The following is a 15559-nucleotide window of genomic DNA, read 5'->3' on the forward strand; positions in this document are numbered from 1 at the left end:
CGGTCACGACGGCGCATTCGCGCACGAAGGATCTGGCTTCGGTCGCGAGGGGTGCCGATATTCTGGTGGCGGCCGTCGGCCGTCCGGAGATGGTCAAGGCCGACTGGATCAAGCCCGGCGCCACCGTCATCGATGTCGGCATCAACCGGATCGCGGCCCCGGAGCGGGGCGAGGGCAAGAGCCGGCTGGTGGGGGATGTCGCCTATGGTGAAGCCTCCGAAGTCGCTGCCGCCATCACGCCGGTTCCGGGCGGTGTCGGACCGATGACGATCGCCATGCTGATGGCCAATACCGTCATTGCAGCACATCGCGCTGCGGGTAAGAAGCCGCCGAAGTTTTGAGAGCGAAATACCATCCGGACGGCTAAGAAAAACCCTTCGGATCGGCTTGCCAAGGCGTGAAAGACGATTATAGTCAGGAAACAAATATTCCATAGAAGAAAAAGAGGGAACGAAATGGCATTATCATGGCGTTTCTCCGCCTTGGCGGACCGGCACCGTGCTCTCGGATCGAAACTCGAGGACTGGAGCGGCATGGGAACCGCCTGGACCTACGAGAAGGACATGTCGCAGGAACACGTCGCGATCCGCACCAAAGCCGGCATCATGGACGTTTCCGGCCTCAAGAAGGTGCATCTGGTCGGACCGCACGCCATTGCCGTGCTCGACTATATCACCACCCGCGACATGTCGAAGATCTATCCCGGCCGCTCGGTCTATGCCGCGATGCTCAACGACCGCGGCTACTTCACCGACGACTGCATCGTCTACCGCACCGGTCCGAATTCCTGGATGCTGGTGCATGGTTCGGGCTCCGGCCACGAGGAAGTGCTCAAGCAGGCGGCCGGCCGCAACTGCGCTGTCCTCTTCGACGACGATCTGCACGATCTGTCGCTGCAGGGTCCTGTCGCCGTCGATTATCTCGCAAAATATGTGCCCGGCATACGCGATCTCAAATACTTCCATCACATGCAGACGACGCTGTTCGGCGCGCCCGTGATGATCTCGCGCACCGGCTATACCGGCGAGCGCGGTTATGAAATTTTCGTGCGTGGCCAGGATGCGCCGATGATCTGGGATCGCATCGTCGCGGAAGGCGAGGAGATGGGGATCATTCCCTGCTGCTTCAGCGTCCTCGACATGCTGCGTGTCGAAAGCTATCTGCTCTTTTATCCCTACGATAACTCGCAGATGTATCCCTTCGCTGACCAGCCGCCCGGCGACAGCCTCTGGGAGCTCGGCCTCGACTTCACGGTCAGCCCGGGAAAGACGGGTTTCCGTGGCGCCGAGGAACATGCGCGCCTCAAGGGCAAGGAACGCTTCAAGATTTTTGGCATGCTGATCGATGCGGACGGTCCGGCCGATCTCGGCGACGAGGTCTATGCCGAGGGCAAAAAGGTTGGTGTCATCACCTGCCCCTGCTATTCGACCTTGACCAAGAAATCGATGGCGATCGCCCGCCTCGATGTCGACAAGGCGGTGCAGGGCACCAAGCTTGAAGTGCGCGGCAAGAGCCTCAATGCGAGTGCCATCGCCCATACGCTTCCGTTCGACGACCCTGAAAAGAAGAAGAGGACGGCTATCGGTTAAGGAGGCGCTCATGCTTGTCGAAGGCATCAAGAGCCGGCCGGTCTACAAAGGGCTCTCCATCCAGCCGCACGCCCGGCGGCATCTGTTCGCGCTGGAAGGTGAGGGGGCCAATGCCCTCCTCGACCAGACGGTCGGGCTTGACGGTACCATCCTGTCGCGCAGCGAGATCCTCTATGTCGCGCGCGGTTCGCAGGGCAGGGGCCATGATGAGGCCCTGCGCGGGCTCGGCGCCGACATGTTCTTCACGGCGCCGACCATTGCGACGTTGCTCTTCCGCCTGAAAGGCTCGCTCGCAACGGCTCACATGGGCACGCGGCTTTATATCGCCGGCACGGAAGGTTTTATCGGCCAGGCGATGATGGTGGCGTTGGACCTTGGCATGGATCATGCCTCGATCATCACGGAGCATCGCGGCTCGCTTGCAAGACGGGTGCAATGCGTCCACTGCAAGGGCATCACCGACGATGTCACGCATAGTCCTTTTGCCTGCAGCCATTGCGGGCTTCCGCTCTTGGTGCGCGACCATTATTCGCGCCGGCTCGGCGCCTTCCAGGGCGTCAACATCGATGCGGAAGAGCCGGGCACGGCGCCTGATCCCGAGGAGTTGTTCCTGTGAGCGGTGGTACGGAAATTCCGGTTCGTGTCGCGAAGGTGACGCCCGTCGCCGATCGCATCAAGCGCTTCCGCTTCGAGCGTCTTGATGGCGCGCCGATGCCTTATTTTTCCGGTGGCGCCCATGTCATCGTCTCGATGAATGACGAGGGCCATGTGCGCCGCAACGCCTATTCGCTGATGTCGCCGCCGCATGATTGCTCGGCCTATGAGATCAGCGTGCTGCGTGTCGAGGATTCGCGTGGCGGTTCCGCCTTCATGCATGAGAAGGTGCGCGAGGGTGACGAGCTCAAGGTCAGCTATCCCGTCAATCTCTTTCAACCGGACTGGCGCGGCCGCAAGCATCTGCTGATTGCCGGCGGCATCGGCATTACGCCCTTCATCGCGATGATGCAGCAGTTCACGCGCGAGGGCGCGAATTTCGAGCTGCATTATGCCGTGCGTTCGCTCGATCGCGGCGCCTATTGCCGGGAACTTGTCGAGCAATATGGCTCGCAGCGGGTGAAGATCTACTGCGACGCCGATCGCAATTTCATCCCCGTCGCCCGTCTGCTCGAAAGCCAACCGCTCGGCACGCATCTCTATGTGTGCGGCCCGACCGGCATGATCGACGGCGTGTTGAAAACGGGCATCGAGGCCGGCTGGCCGGAACAGAACCTGCATTCCGAACGCTTCCTGTCGTCGCAGCCTGGCAAGCCCTTCTCCATCATGTTGACGCGGTCGGGCAAGACCGTTCACGTCGGCCATCACGAGAGCATGCTGGAGGCGATCGAGGCAGCGGGTGTCGACGCGCCCTTCCTCTGTCGCGGCGGCGCCTGCGGGCAATGCGAGACGGGTGTTGCCGTCTGCGACGGCAAACTTCTGCACAATGACGTCTATCTGAGCGACGAAGAAAAGGCCTCCGGCCGAAAGGTGATGATCTGCGTCTCCCGCTTCGAGGGAAGCGCGCTGCATCTCGACCTCTAAGCATCCGGCCGATATCCAGGAGAATGGGCATGGCAATCGCCTTCAAGCAGGAAACGTTCAGGGACGATTTCAGCTACCGCAATAGTCCGGAAAATATCAGGCGTTTTCCGTTCCCCTTCGATCGCGACGAATACATGTATTCGGTCAACATGGAACCGCATGTGAAGGGGCGGAAGAATACGGTCTACGAAAGCCTCATCGACGTCGACGAGCACTATGTCGCCGAGATGCATGACCGGGCCCTGGTGCTGAAGGAAGATCCCTTACGCTATCAGGCGCTGCCGCACATGATGACAGCGCAATGGGACACGCTGGAACTCTTGATGGAAGAGCAGGCGGCCGGCTATCCCGAGCATTTCACGCTCACCAAGAATGGTGATCAATGGCGCTGGATCAATAGGCCGCTCGGCATAGACGACACCTTCACATTCGGCGATGCGTCCACATTGCCTTACGAACCCTTCGAATACATCACCCGCCAGGCACAGGGTGATTTCTGTATCGTCGACCAGCGTGACGGCAATCTCTGGATGGATGCCGGTATGGTCACGACCCAGGCCGACTGGTCGCTTGATTTCGATATCGGCATGAACTTCATGGAATGGCACGGGCCGGTGCCGCTCGCCCACCAGATCGGCGTCTTCGACCGCGCGCTCAAATTCCTCTTGAACCTGCAGCAAGGCAAGCCGACTCGCCGGTTCAACTGGACCATGACTATCAACCCGCGCCTCGATACCAGCCCCGAAAACTACCCGAAATGGGGTCCGGATCGCACGACGGTTACGCCCGAGAATGTCGGCGAGAAGGTGCACCTGCGCGTCGAGTTGCAGAGCCTATGGCGCCTGCCGCGGTCGAACGCCATTCTCTTCGTCATCCGCTGCTATCTGATGAACATGAATGAATTGGTGACAGTGCCAAAATGGGCGCGCCGCTTCCCGCGCGTGCTGAAGACGCTGCCGCCGGAGCTCATCGACTACAAGGGCCTGACGCGCTTCCACCAGACCACGATCGACTGGCTGTCGCAATATGATGACGGCGCCCCGACCAGTCCGGGCATTTTTCCGGATTGATGCCGGACGCGGCGCAAAACGACTGCATGCAATAAGAACTTCGATACAATCGAGAAGGGGAATGCCACATGACACGAGTTGCCGTTATCGGTGCCGGCCCTTCGGGCCTTGCCCAGCTAAGGGCCTTTCAATCGGCCGCAAAGAAGGGTGCTGATATCCCGGAAGTCGTCTGCTTCGAAAAGCAGGCGGATTGGGGCGGCCTTTGGAACTATACCTGGCGCACAGGCCTCGATGAATATGGCGAGCCGGTGCATGGCAGCATGTATCGCTATCTCTGGTCGAACGGCCCGAAAGAATGCCTGGAATTTGCCGATTATTCCTTCGAGGAGCATTTCGGCAAGCCGATCGCCTCCTATCCGCCGCGCGCCGTGCTCTGGGACTATATCAAGGGCCGCGTCGAGAAGGCTGACGTGCGCAAATGGGTGCGCTTCAGCACGCCGGTGCGTATGGTGCGCTTCGATGAAGAGACGAAGAAGTTCACGGTAACCGCGCATGATCGTCCCCAGGACCGGATGTATGACGAGGTGTTCGACTATGTCGTCGTCGCCTCTGGCCACTTCTCGACGCCGAACGTGCCCTATTTCGAAGGCGTGAAGACCTTCAACGGCCGTGTGCTGCATGCCCACGATTTCCGCGATGCGCTGGAGTTCAAGGGCAAGGACGTGTTGCTCGTCGGCCGTAGCTATTCGGCCGAAGATATCGGCTCACAATGCTGGAAATACGGCGCAAAGTCGGTGACGACAAGCTATCGCTCCAAGCCGATGGGTTTCAAATGGCCTGACAACTTCGAGGAGCGGCCGCTGCTGACGCGTCTTGAAAACAAGACGGCCTATTTCCTCGATGGCTCCTCGAAGGACGTCGACGCGCTGATCCTCTGCACAGGTTATCAGCATCATTTCCCCTTCCTGCCGGATGATCTCCGGCTGAAGACGGCCAACCGGCTCTGGGCCGACCACCTCTACAAGGGCGTGATCTTCGACAAGAACCCGCAGCTCTTCTACATCGGCATGCAGGATCAGTTCTACACCTTCAACATGTTCGACGTGCAGGCCTGGTGGGCGCGCGATGTCATGATGGGCCGCATCAAGCTGCCGCCCGAAGCGGAACTGCAGGCGAACTTCGACAAGTGGCGCGCCCGCGAGGAAACGCTTGAGGATGCCGAGCAGATGATCTGGTATCAGGGCGACTACGTGAAGGAGCTGCTCGCAGAGACCGATTATCCGAGCTTCGATATCGAAGGCACGAACAGGACCTTCATGGAATGGGAGCATCACAAGGCGGAAAACATCATGGGCTTCCGCGATCATGCCTACCGCTCGCTGATGACCGGCACCATGTCGCCGACACATCATACGCCCTGGGTCGACGCGCTCGATGATTCCATGGAGGAATATCTGCGCAATTGATCCTTGACCATTTCCCCACCTGACCGGCAAGGGAGGCGAAAGCAGCCTTTGCCGGATTTTTATGCGTTGAGACGAAACGAGTTCATCCGCAACCTTCTCTTCGGGCATGGCTTCCATGGATTTTCAGACAAGCGTTCTCGGCCGTATGGCGGGTTTTCTCTATCGCTGCCGCGCTGACGAAAACTATACGATGCTTGAGATGACCGACGGCATCGAGCGCATCTTCGGCTATCCCGCCGATGAGATCATCGGCAACCGTGCGCGAACCTTTACTTCGATCATGTGCGAAGATGATATTCCGCTCATGGATGAGCTTGTCGGCAGCGCTCTGGAAAGCCGCACCGACTGGACGATGGAGTATCGCATCCGTCATCGCGACGGCCATTTCCTCTGGGTGACGGAGACCGGCGGCGGTGTCTGGGACGAGGCCGGGGAGCTTCTTTATCTCGAAGGCAGTATCCTGAATATCGAATCGCTCTACCAACGCCTCGACGAGCAGACCGCGGACATGCGGGTCACGGCATCGAAGACCAACGAGATCCTGCAGTCGCTGCGCTACTTGAAGCTGCTTGCCGTCAATGCCGGCATCGAGGCGGCAAGAGCGGGCACGGCCGGATCGGGTTTTGCGGTCCTGGCGGCAGAGATGCGTACGCTTGCCAATTCCTCGGAAGAGGCGGCACGCGCAATCTCGGCCGCGCAGAAGAAGTCGGATTAGGATCGCGGCCGCGTCTTCTGCGGATCGTAGTGAGAAAGCGGCACGATGACGGCTGGAAGCCGCTTCTGCTGGCCATCCAGCTTGCCAATCTCGACCTTGGTTCCAACAGCTGCATGCGTGACGTCGACACGGGCGAGCGCGATGGTTTTGCCGAGGATCGGTGAACGGGTGGAGCTGGTGACCACGCCGATTTGCGCGCGGCCGATATGGATGCAATCGCCATGTCCGACGGCCTCGTTGGCCTCGATGTCCAGACCGACCATCAGATGCCGTGGGTTTTCCTTTCGCCTGACCAACGCCTCACGTCCGATGAAATCGTCCTGCTTGGATTTCAATGGCACGGTGAAGCCGATACCGGCCTCGAAAGGATCGGTCTGATCGTCGAATTCATGATGGGCAAAGATCAGGCCCGCCTCGATACGAACCATATCGAGCGCCTCAAGACCCATCGGCTTCAGCCCGTAAGGCTCGCCGGCTTTCCAGACAGCGTCAAAGACTGTTACCGCATCCTTCGGATGGCAGAAGATTTCGTAGCCGAGCTCGCCGGTGTAGCCGGTGCGCGAGACGACGACCGGCGCTCCCTCGAAGTGGCCGATGCGGCCGACGGCGAAGCGGAACCACTCCAGTTCGCCGATCGTCGGCTGACGCGGCGCCGTCCAGATGATCTCCTTCAGGATGTCGCGGCTCTTCGGGCCTTGCAGGGCGATATTGTGCATCTGGTCGGTGGAGGAGCGCACCCAGGCTTTGAAGCCCTTCTTCTCGGCCTGCTCGCGCAGCCAGATGCCGCTATAGTCGTCCCCGCCGATCCAGCGGAAATTCTTGTCTGCGAGCCGAAATAGCGTGCCGTCGTCGATCATGCCGCCATGTTCGTAGCACATGGCGGAATAGACGACCTGGCCGGTGGAGAGTTTGCGCACGTCGCGCGTCAGGCAATATTGCAGCAATTCCTCGGCATCCGGCCCTGTCACCTCGAATTTACGAAGCGGTGAAAGGTCGATGACGACGGCGCGTTCGCGGCAGGCCCAGTATTCCTCGACCGGCCCCTCCGAGGAAAAACGGTTCGGCAGCCAGAAGCCGCGATATTCGGTGTAGTCGCGCGTCATGGTGGAAAGGCGCGGGTGAAATGCGGTTTCCCGCGTCAGTTCGGGGTCGGCGTCAGGGGTCATGCGATAGGCCACCGCTCGTGTGAATTTTTCTTTGCCGGAAAAGGTGCGCACGTGGATATCGGTCGGGTCCCAGCCATTGGCCGCGTCGATGTCATCGGGGCAGGAGGAGGAGACACAGACAAGATCCGTCAGGGCGCGCATCAGGACGTAATCGCCGGGCCTGGACCAGGGCTCGTCGAGATAGAGCTGGTTATTGTGATCGACATTGGTGTTGTAGAAGTAGTTGAGTGCCTCCCAACCCTTTCGGCCGGCAATTCCATAGGGAGCGAGCGCCGCGTTGAAATTGTCGGTGCAGTTCACGTGACCGGGATAGCCCATGTCGTCATAGTAGCGGGAGTTGCAGGCCGTTGCGAAGGCGTCGTGGCGGCCAACCGTGTCCTGCACGATTTCCACCAGCGGCTCGAAATCACGGTCGAAGGCCTTGGAGGGCAGGCCGGGCGCTGGATAGCTGCGGCCAAGCAGGGTGCGGGTTACGGTTGAATCGAGCGCAAGGTCGAGGCCTTTGTCGACCTTGCGGGCGGAGAAGGCCTGGAAATCGGTGCATTGCCGGCCGTAGACGTCGATGATTTGAATATATTCGCCGGCGCGGACGAAATAGGCCGAAGCGGTCGCTGCCTTGATGCGGATGTCTTCGATCGGATCGGCGAGCGGTTCGGGGAGTGCGGATGCATAGTCTCGCAGGATCGTCGAGCGACGTATTCTGAGCTCGATGGGCGTTGCCGTATCCTGCGTCTCCGGCGACATGGTCGTTCCCGGTGCGCAGGCGATCAGCAGGCCTTTGGTCGCGATGGTGAATTCCGCCGTGCTGCCGGCGCGAGATGACCCGCCGAAAAGGTGCAATGCTGCCGCGGACGCCAGGTCGGCGCCGCGCCGTTCCAATGTTGCGCGCGTGCGGCCGGCGCTTTCATCTCCGGACGAAAGAATGGCTTTCAGACCTGTCGCTTCGCCGGTGAATGCCGACCCCAATCCTGCGGATTGAAAGCGGCCTTTCTCGTCGAGGAAGGTGAGCTCGCAGACCTGGCCACCTTCGCTATCCGTCACCGAAACCCGGTCGCCGGCCTCGACGCGCACGACCAGCGAGCCACCGCCCTTGCAGCGATAGCGTTCGGTATCTTGCGGCAAGGCCGGAATGCCTGGATAGCGGATGATGCTCGCCGAAATCGGCCGTATTCCGGCGGTCGGCGGATGGAGTTCTCGCATTAAACCCTCTCGGGAAATAGGTGCACCGAGGCACTGGAATCATGCTGACAAAATGCCGGTGGAAAGTAAAGGGATATTGACTAAAAAGAAAATATCTTCACTATGCATAAAGGGCATGCATCTGGAAATCCGCGCACAGACTCGGCTCACGAAAACCTCCAGCACGCCCCGCAATGCCATGGGAGGCACGTTCAGGGAGACGTACGAGAGATACGTCCGGAACAAAATGGGGAATATCACCAATGACTGACATCGTGGACGCCGGCGCTCCCGCCGGCACCGAAGGTAAGCTTATACGCGCGCTTGATTGGAAGGGCGCGTTCTGGGTGGCTGCGGGCGTGCCGCCGCTTGTTCTCTTCTCCATCGGCGGCATCGCCGGCACGACGGGCAAGCTTGCCTTCGTCGTGTGGATCATCTCAATGATCATGGGATTTTTGCAGTCCTTTACCTATGCCGAAATTGCCGGCATGTTCGGCAACAAGTCCGGTGGCGCCTCGGTCTATGGCGCGACGGCCTGGCTGCGTTACTCGAAGTTCATCGCGCCGCTTTCGGTCTGGTGCAACTGGTTTGCCTGGTCGCCGGTGCTGTCCCTCGGCTGCGCCATTGCCGCCGGTTATATCCTCAATGCCTTCTTTCCCATCCCCGCGGCAGATTCACAGGCCGTGCTCAGCTGGATCAGCGCCCATGCGACGTCGATCACCGCCGATAGCCCGCGTGTTGCCGAATACATCGCGGCCCATGCCGGTACATCGCCCGACGATGCGGTGAAAGCGCTGCTCAGCGCCGATGGCGTTGCAGCTTTTACGCCGGCCATCCGCACCTGGTCTCTCGTCAGCTTCAACATTCCCTTCCTCGCAACCGCCAATATCAACGCCACCTTCTTCATCGGCGGCGTCCTGATGCTGATCATTTTTGCGATCCAGCATCGCGGCATTTCCGAGACGGCAAGCGTGCAGAAGTGGCTGGCGATCATCGTGCTGGTGCCGCTTCTGATCATCGGCGTCTATCCGATCGTCAGCGGCCAGATCCTCTCCGCCAACGTCACCGGCCTGCTGCCGCCGACAGCGGCTTACGCCGCGACCGACGGCACCTGGAGCAATGGCGGCTGGACGCTTTTCCTCGGCGGTCTCTATATCGCAGCCTGGTCGACCTATGGCTTCGAAACGGCGGTCTGCTATACGCGCGAACTGAAGAACCCGAAGACGGATACGTTCAAGGCGATCTTCTATTCGGGGCTTGCCTGCTGCATCTTCTTCTTCCTCGTGCCCTTCGCCTTCCAGGGCGTTCTCGGTCATGCCGGCATGCTGGCACCGGGCATCGTCGACGGCACCGGCGTCGGCGAGGCGCTCGGTGGCCTGATCGGTGCCGGCCGCGTCGTCACGCAGCTGCTCGTCGTTCTGATGATCCTGGCGCTGTTCCTGGCGATCATGACGGCAATGGCCGGTTCTTCGCGCACGCTCTATCAGGGCTCGAAGGATGGCTGGCTGCCGAAATATCTCGACCATGTGAACGAGAACGGCGCGCCGACGAGAGCGATGTGGACGGACTTCGCCTTCAACCTCTTTCTTCTGGCCATCGCGTCCGACACCAGCGGCTATTTCTTCGTGCTCGCCGTCTCCAACGTCGGATACATCATTTTCAATTTCCTCAACCTCAATTCCGGCTGGATCCATCGCATGGACTCCGGACATATCGAGCGCCCGTGGAAAGCGCCGTCCTGGCTCATCGGCCTCAACACCGTGCTTGCCTTCGTCAACGCCCTCTTCCTCGGCGCCGGCGCCAAGGTTTGGGGCTATGCCAATGCGCTCTGGATCGGCTTTGCCTTCGCGGCCTTGATCCTGCCGGTCTTCGCCTATAGGCATTATGTGCGCGACGGCGGCAAATTCCCGGCGGGCGCGATGGATGACCTCGGGCTGATCGGCCAGGATCTGGGTGTCAGGAAAGCGGGAATCCTGCCCTATCTGGCGCTTGCCGGCGGCCTCGCCATCGTGCTGATCGCTAATTGGATCTTCCAGCTGCCGGCATAGCGGCATCCTGCCTGATCTCCGGTTCACGGCATTGAGGTCCGGCCTGCTCGGCAGGCCGGACCTTCGTTATGTCCTCGGCCCCGCTCATTCGGCGGCTTGATTGACGGACGCAGCATCACCTGCCCGCGCCCCCGACAGGTTTGTTTGACCAAGTGCCACGATCAAGACGGTGATCGCGCTCGATACGACCGAAACCCAGAAACCATTCGCCGGTCCGAAATTATCGACCATCCAGCCGGAAACGAAGGCGCCGAGCGCCATGCCGATGCCAATGCCTGTCATGATCCAGGTCACCCCTTCCGTCAGCATTGACTCCGGCACCCGGCGTTCGATCAGTCCGAAAGCGGTGATGAAGGTCGGAGAGATGGCAACGCCGCTCAGGAAAACCGCAAAGGCAAGCGAGGTCACGGACGCGCCGGCAACGAGAAGCGGAAGGGCGGTGAGGGCAAGGACGCCGACTGCGATCAGCAACTGCCTCTGGAGCGGCGCCTTCGGGTTCAGAGCGCCGATGACAAGGCCGACGATAAACGAACCGAGGGCATAGACGCCGATGACAAGGCTTGCTGCGCCGGGCTGGCCAAGCTGCTTTGTGATGGCGACGGCGCTCACTTCCGCCGTGGCGAAAGTGGCGCCGACGAAAATCAGGGCAAGCGTGATGATCTGGACCGGACGCAGCCGGATGGCCGAATATTGCGGGCGATCGGAACCAAGCGCACGCACCTTGGGCTCTGTCGACCGCTGCAGTAAAAAGGCCGCCGTTCCGAGCGAAAGGAAGATCGTGCTCACAAGCATCCCGGCCTCCGGGAACAGCGAGACGGAAAGGCCGACCGAAAGGGAAGCGCCGGCGATATAGACGAGCTCATCGGCCGCGGATTCGAATGCGAAGGCCGTGTTGAGCTCGGGCCGGTCGCGGAAGATTTCCGTCCAGCGAGCACGCACCATGGCCGGAATGCTCGGCATGGCAGCCGCAAGGAAGGCCGAGGCAAACAGCGTCCATGCCGGCCAATCCTGATTTGAGGCGATGACGAGAACGATAAAGGCCACGACCGAGAGAATGGTGGCCGGCGCGACGACAGCACGCTGGCCAAGCCGGTCGACAAACCGCGATATCTGCGGCGAGACGACTGCATTGGCCAAAGCGAAGGTGGCGGACACCGCCCCGGCAAGCCAATATTCGCCGCGCGTCTGTGACAGCATGGCGACGATGCCGATGGGGGCCATCGCAATGGGAATACGCGCGAAAAAAGCCGCGGCCGAAAAACCTTTCGCACCCGGCGCCCGGAAGATCTCGCGGTATGGATTGGACATCGGAACGCTCCCTGGAATTGGACGAAATCGCCACAGACATACGCGGCGTATGCGAATGAGATAATTGCATACGTCGCGTATGTCAAATAATATACGCAGCGTATGCGAATTTATGCAGAACCATTGACGGAGACGTAATGCGCAAACCCCGTAGTGAAATGATCGCTGAGACGCGAGCCAAGCTGCTGGCCGCCGGCCGTAAGGCATTCGGGAGCGTCGGCTATGCCGACGCATCGATGGATGATTTTACAGCGGCCGCCGGGCTGACGCGGGGGGCACTATACCACCATTTCGGGGACAAGAAGGGGCTTCTGCAGGCCGTCGTCAGCCAGATCGATGCGGAAATGACTGCAAGGCTCTGTGCGATCTCGTCCAGAGCACCATCGCGTTGGCAGGCATTCGTCGACGAGAATGTCGGATATGTCGAAATGGCGCTGGAGCCGGAAATCCAGCGCATCATGTTTCGCGACGGCCCGGCTGTCCTTGGTGATCCCTCCGGATGGCCGAGTGCCAACGGCTGCATCGCGACGATCACAGAGAGCCTCCGCGCCCTTGGAGACGAGGGGATCATCGTGAAGATTGACCCGGAAGCCGGCGCTCGCCTCATCAATGCGGCAAGCAGCTGTGCTGCGCAGTGGATCGCCAATTCGGACGATCCGGCGACAACCTCGAAACGGGCGGTCAAGGCCTTTCGAACTTTCCTCGAAGGCTTGCGGATCGAGAAAGACTGATCCGACCGAAGCCCGCGGTCGCGACCAATTTCCCGCGAAGGCACCGGATGGAGCCTCGTCAGGCCGTCGATGCGGCGGTGAAAACCGCCAGCTGAGCCTCGAAAGCCCGCTTGTATGCCGGCCGGGCTTCGCCGCGGGCGACATAGGCGGAGAGATTCTGATAGTCCTGTAATATACCCGAGTCCTTCAGCCTGAGCAGGACCGATATCATCATGAGATCGCCAGCGCTGAATGCCTCGTCGAGCCAATCGGCACTGCCGAGGTAACGGGAGAGTTCGTTCAGCCGCTGGCGGATGCGTTGATCGACCATGGACAGGCGCTGCTCGTACCAGATCTGATCGCGCTCCTGGATTCTTGCGGTTGCGCGGTCGATGATCGGCGGCTCCACCGTGGAGAGAGCGGCAAACATCCATGTGATCGCCCGCGCACGGGCGCTGGCAGCGTCCGGCAAAAGACCGGCATGGCGCTCCGCGATATGGAACACGATCGACCCCGACTCGAACAAGGCGAGATCACCCTCTTCATAGGTCGGGATCTGCCCGAAGGGGTGAAGGGCGAGATGCGCAGGCTCCTTCATCGCCTTGAAGGAGAGGAGGCGCACCTCGTAAGGCTCGCCAACCTCTTCCAGCGCCCAGCGAACGCGCATGTCACGCGCCAGACCCCTGCCGCGATCCGGCGACTTTTCAAAGGCGGTAATCGTTATCGTCATTGCTGCTCTCCATTACTTGTCTCTCTCAAAGACGGCTGGCTGAGCAAAATTCCGACACTTGGTTTGCGAGATAGCTTCCGAAAGCGAGAATGCCTGAAGAGCCGCGAGGGATCAGATGGAGGAAGCCATGGCAAAGGTTTGAGTTCGGCCCGAAGTGGACGTTTCACGACAGGTGGACGGTTCGTCGAGAACAGAGGCGCTCACATGATCGCACTCGGTGTTCGGTGACTTTTTCGATGTTGAACGGCTTCAATTTTACGTCGGTCTGTCATCGAGCGCGTTTGCCGTACCCGACCTGCTCAGATCGGGTACGGCGTTTCGACTTAACCTTAGACCTGCCGCAAGCCGCCGTCGACGCACAATTCGGCACCGGCGATGTAGCTTGCCTCATCGCTCAACAAGAACAAGGCGGCCGCAGCCACTTCCGAAGGCCGCGCCATTCGCCCCATCGGGATCGGAGCGACAAGTGCCGCACGCATGTCTTCCGAAACCGCAGCCATCATTTCGGTATCCGTTGGACCGGGCGCAACAACGTTGACGCGGATACCTTTGGGCGCGAGTTCTGCCGTCCAGGTTCGGGCATAGGAACGCACGGCTGCTTTCGTGGCGGCGTAAGTTCCGTATGAAGCGTAACCTCCACTATCGGCGATGGATCCGACGAGGACGACCGACCCGCCTTCCGTCATCACAGGCAGAGCCGCCTTCAGGCCAAAAACCATCCCGCGGACGTTGACGTCGAAGTGGCGGTCGAAGTGGTCTGGCGTTATGTCGGTAATCTGCGCAGGCTCGGAAAGGCCTGCATTCAAGACGAGCGCGTCAATACGGCCGCATGCTTTGCGCACTTTTTCGACGGTCTCCACCATATCTTCGGGCACACTGGCATCGGCGGCAATGCCGACCGCATCATAGCCGATACCCTTGGCTGCCTTCTCGGCATCTTCACTTCTACGACTGGTAATGAAGACCTTCGCGCCTTCGGCAGAAAGCCGCTCCGCAATTGCCAAGCCTATACCTTTGGCGCCGCCGACGACCAGGGCAACCTTGTTACTCATTCGAGCCATCGTAAATCCTTTCAATTGATGGTCTCGTCATGATATACGTCCTATATCTGGTATCAATTACGCACCTGAAGTAGCCTAGATATGGACGAGTATACTGACCTGGAAGCACTTTCTCATCGCGCCTGTGGCGACATGGCACGGGTTCGCCCGGTGCTCGACAAGATCGCTGACAAATGGACGATCCTGATACTGACAGTGATCTGTCCCAAACCCTCGCGCTTCAACGAGATCAAGCGGCGCCTCGATGGGATCACGCACAAGGCTCTGGCCGACGCTTTGAAGAGGCTTGAGCGGAACGGCCTTGTGACGAGAACCGTGCTCCCAACGCAGCCGATTGGCGTGGAATATGCCATTACTCCACTAGGCCATTCCCTGCGGGAGCCGTTTGAAGCACTCTGTGCATGGGCAGCCGCCAATGGCGACAAGGTCGAGGCGGCCACGCTGCGCTATGACAACATGGCAAATCGTCGGTGACGATGGCGTTATGACCGCTTCCGGCGCGCAAGGGACCTAGGGTCTCGGCTCTTGCTGGCCCTAAACAGCCAATGCATTCCATTGCGTTATTTCCCGATCAGAGCCAGCTGTCGATCGAAATCAGCGGGATCGAAATAGTCGCGCCATACGGTGATCGATCCCTCCACGACCGTAAGCGTCCCCATGACCGGAAGTATGATTTTTCCACCGCCCTCATGCAGGAAGACGTCGAGCCGTTCGTTGAGGATGACATTTCCGGCCGCCGCGATCTGTGTCACCGTCCGATCAACCGTGAATGTCGTTCCAATTCCGAAATCGCGGTGAAACTTTCGGACGTTCTCCCGCCCGACGATATTCGGGAACGGTACGTTGTCATACAGCACGGCTTCGGAAAGCATGGCGATCGCCTCGTCGATATGGCCGGTGTTCCAGTGGCCGAAAAAGGTCATGGCTGTCTTGGTTGGGTCAGTCGACATTCAGTGAATTCCTTCTTGCGTGGTTCGAAAACCGAGCTACAAATTTCAG

Annotated in this window: 14 protein-coding genes and 1 pseudogene; 10 read left to right on the top strand and 5 right to left on the bottom strand. The window is 60.0% G+C overall.

Translation table 11 applies throughout. The features are described from left to right. The 7 genes and pseudogenes from PH552_RS00005 to PH552_RS00035 form a co-directional block, all read left to right on the top strand. Window positions 1-341 (top strand): annotated as a pseudogene (locus PH552_RS00005) (bifunctional methylenetetrahydrofolate dehydrogenase/methenyltetrahydrofolate cyclohydrolase); the annotation flags it as partial. Window positions 342-455: 114 nt separating this feature from the next. After that, entirely contained in the window at window positions 456-1589 is a 1134-nt protein-coding gene (locus tag PH552_RS00010; RefSeq protein WP_112345238.1) for an aminomethyl transferase family protein, read from the top strand. 10 nt (window positions 1590-1599) lie between these two features. Next, the gene (locus PH552_RS00015; RefSeq protein ID WP_112345239.1) at window positions 1600-2205 is read left to right on the top strand and encodes a dimethylamine monooxygenase subunit DmmA family protein; all 606 of its coding nucleotides are present in this window, start codon (window positions 1600-1602) and stop codon (window positions 2203-2205) included. Beyond that, the gene (locus PH552_RS00020; RefSeq protein WP_285165258.1) at window positions 2202-3167 is read left to right on the top strand and encodes a PDR/VanB family oxidoreductase; all 966 of its coding nucleotides are present in this window, start codon (window positions 2202-2204) and stop codon (window positions 3165-3167) included. The genes PH552_RS00015 and PH552_RS00020 overlap by 4 nt, the downstream gene beginning before the upstream one ends. Before the next feature lie 29 nt (window positions 3168-3196). Then, a complete protein-coding gene (locus PH552_RS00025; protein ID WP_285165259.1) occupies window positions 3197-4237 on the top strand; it encodes a heme-dependent oxidative N-demethylase family protein in 1041 nt (346 codons plus the stop codon). 68 nt (window positions 4238-4305) lie between these two features. Then, the gene (locus PH552_RS00030) at window positions 4306-5643 is read left to right on the top strand and encodes an NAD(P)-binding domain-containing protein (RefSeq protein WP_113251756.1); all 1338 of its coding nucleotides are present in this window, start codon (window positions 4306-4308) and stop codon (window positions 5641-5643) included. A gap of 115 nt (window positions 5644-5758) precedes the next feature. Further along, on the top strand, window positions 5759-6358 hold the full coding sequence (locus PH552_RS00035; RefSeq protein ID WP_113251763.1) for a methyl-accepting chemotaxis protein: 600 nt from the start codon (window positions 5759-5761) through the stop codon (window positions 6356-6358). Here the strand turns inward: PH552_RS00035 and PH552_RS00040 are convergent. Further along, window positions 6355-8724, bottom strand: a complete 2370-nt coding sequence (locus tag PH552_RS00040; RefSeq protein ID WP_113251755.1) for a trimethylamine N-oxide demethylase — start codon at window positions 8722-8724, stop codon at window positions 6355-6357. The genes PH552_RS00035 and PH552_RS00040 overlap by 4 nt on opposite strands. A gap of 242 nt (window positions 8725-8966) precedes the next feature. On the opposite strand from PH552_RS00040, the gene PH552_RS00045 reads away from it, so the two are divergent. Beyond that, the gene (locus PH552_RS00045; protein WP_113251753.1) at window positions 8967-10751 is read left to right on the top strand and encodes a trimethylamine N-oxide permease; all 1785 of its coding nucleotides are present in this window, start codon (window positions 8967-8969) and stop codon (window positions 10749-10751) included. Between the two features lie 84 nt (window positions 10752-10835). Here PH552_RS00045 and PH552_RS00050 read toward each other — a convergent pair whose 3' ends face one another. After that, window positions 10836-12059: an MFS transporter gene (locus PH552_RS00050; protein ID WP_113251752.1), complete on the bottom strand. Its 1224-nt coding sequence runs from the start codon at window positions 12057-12059 to the stop codon at window positions 10836-10838. A 137-nt stretch (window positions 12060-12196) separates the two neighbouring features. Between PH552_RS00050 and PH552_RS00055 the strand changes: the two genes are divergently transcribed. Next, window positions 12197-12790 (top strand): TetR/AcrR family transcriptional regulator, encoded by a 594-nt coding sequence (locus PH552_RS00055; RefSeq protein WP_162737093.1) that lies wholly within the window; start codon window positions 12197-12199, stop codon window positions 12788-12790. 58 nt (window positions 12791-12848) lie between these two features. On the opposite strand, the gene PH552_RS00060 is transcribed toward PH552_RS00055, so the two are convergent. Then, window positions 12849-13499, bottom strand: coding sequence for a glutathione S-transferase family protein (locus PH552_RS00060; RefSeq protein ID WP_113251751.1), 651 nt, complete (start codon window positions 13497-13499; stop codon window positions 12849-12851). 329 nt (window positions 13500-13828) lie between these two features. Continuing rightward, complete coding sequence (locus PH552_RS00065) at window positions 13829-14560, bottom strand: SDR family NAD(P)-dependent oxidoreductase (RefSeq protein WP_113251750.1); 732 nt, start codon at window positions 14558-14560, stop codon at window positions 13829-13831. Window positions 14561-14641: 81 nt separating this feature from the next. On the opposite strand from PH552_RS00065, the gene PH552_RS00070 reads away from it, so the two are divergent. Continuing rightward, window positions 14642-15034 carry a winged helix-turn-helix transcriptional regulator gene (locus PH552_RS00070; RefSeq protein ID WP_113251749.1) on the top strand — a complete coding sequence of 131 codons (393 nt, stop codon included), beginning with the start codon at window positions 14642-14644 and terminating at the stop codon, window positions 15032-15034. An 86-nt stretch (window positions 15035-15120) separates the two neighbouring features. Here PH552_RS00070 and PH552_RS00075 read toward each other — a convergent pair whose 3' ends face one another. Beyond that, window positions 15121-15510 (bottom strand): limonene-1,2-epoxide hydrolase family protein, encoded by a 390-nt coding sequence (locus PH552_RS00075; RefSeq protein WP_285165260.1) that lies wholly within the window; start codon window positions 15508-15510, stop codon window positions 15121-15123. Window positions 15511-15559: the final 49 nt, after the last annotated feature.

It is taken from the genome of Rhizobium aureum, assembly GCF_030182495.1.
GTDB classification, from domain to species: Bacteria; Pseudomonadota; Alphaproteobacteria; order Rhizobiales; family Rhizobiaceae; genus Rhizobium; species Rhizobium tropici_C.

Bases quoted from the DNA above. Each gene is read 5' to 3' on its own strand.
- PH552_RS00040 (WP_113251755.1), bottom strand. From the start codon at position 8,724: ATGCGAGAACTCCATCCGCCGACCGCCGGAATACGGCCGATTTCGGCG.
- PH552_RS00010 (WP_112345238.1), top strand. From the start codon at position 456: ATGGCATTATCATGGCGTTTCTCCGCCTTGGCGGACCGGCACCGTGCT.
- PH552_RS00055 (WP_162737093.1), top strand. From the start codon at position 12,197: ATGCGCAAACCCCGTAGTGAAATGATCGCTGAGACGCGAGCCAAGCTG.
- PH552_RS00030 (WP_113251756.1), top strand. From the start codon at position 4,306: ATGACACGAGTTGCCGTTATCGGTGCCGGCCCTTCGGGCCTTGCCCAG.
- PH552_RS00070 (WP_113251749.1), top strand. From the start codon at position 14,642: ATGGACGAGTATACTGACCTGGAAGCACTTTCTCATCGCGCCTGTGGC.
- PH552_RS00065 (WP_113251750.1), bottom strand. From the start codon at position 14,560: ATGGCTCGAATGAGTAACAAGGTTGCCCTGGTCGTCGGCGGCGCCAAA.
- PH552_RS00045 (WP_113251753.1), top strand. From the start codon at position 8,967: ATGACTGACATCGTGGACGCCGGCGCTCCCGCCGGCACCGAAGGTAAG.
- PH552_RS00050 (WP_113251752.1), bottom strand. From the start codon at position 12,059: ATGTCCAATCCATACCGCGAGATCTTCCGGGCGCCGGGTGCGAAAGGT.
- PH552_RS00035 (WP_113251763.1), top strand. From the start codon at position 5,759: ATGGATTTTCAGACAAGCGTTCTCGGCCGTATGGCGGGTTTTCTCTAT.
- PH552_RS00060 (WP_113251751.1), bottom strand. From the start codon at position 13,499: ATGACGATAACGATTACCGCCTTTGAAAAGTCGCCGGATCGCGGCAGG.
- PH552_RS00015 (WP_112345239.1), top strand. From the start codon at position 1,600: ATGCTTGTCGAAGGCATCAAGAGCCGGCCGGTCTACAAAGGGCTCTCC.
- PH552_RS00025 (WP_285165259.1), top strand. From the start codon at position 3,197: ATGGCAATCGCCTTCAAGCAGGAAACGTTCAGGGACGATTTCAGCTAC.
- PH552_RS00075 (WP_285165260.1), bottom strand. From the start codon at position 15,510: ATGTCGACTGACCCAACCAAGACAGCCATGACCTTTTTCGGCCACTGG.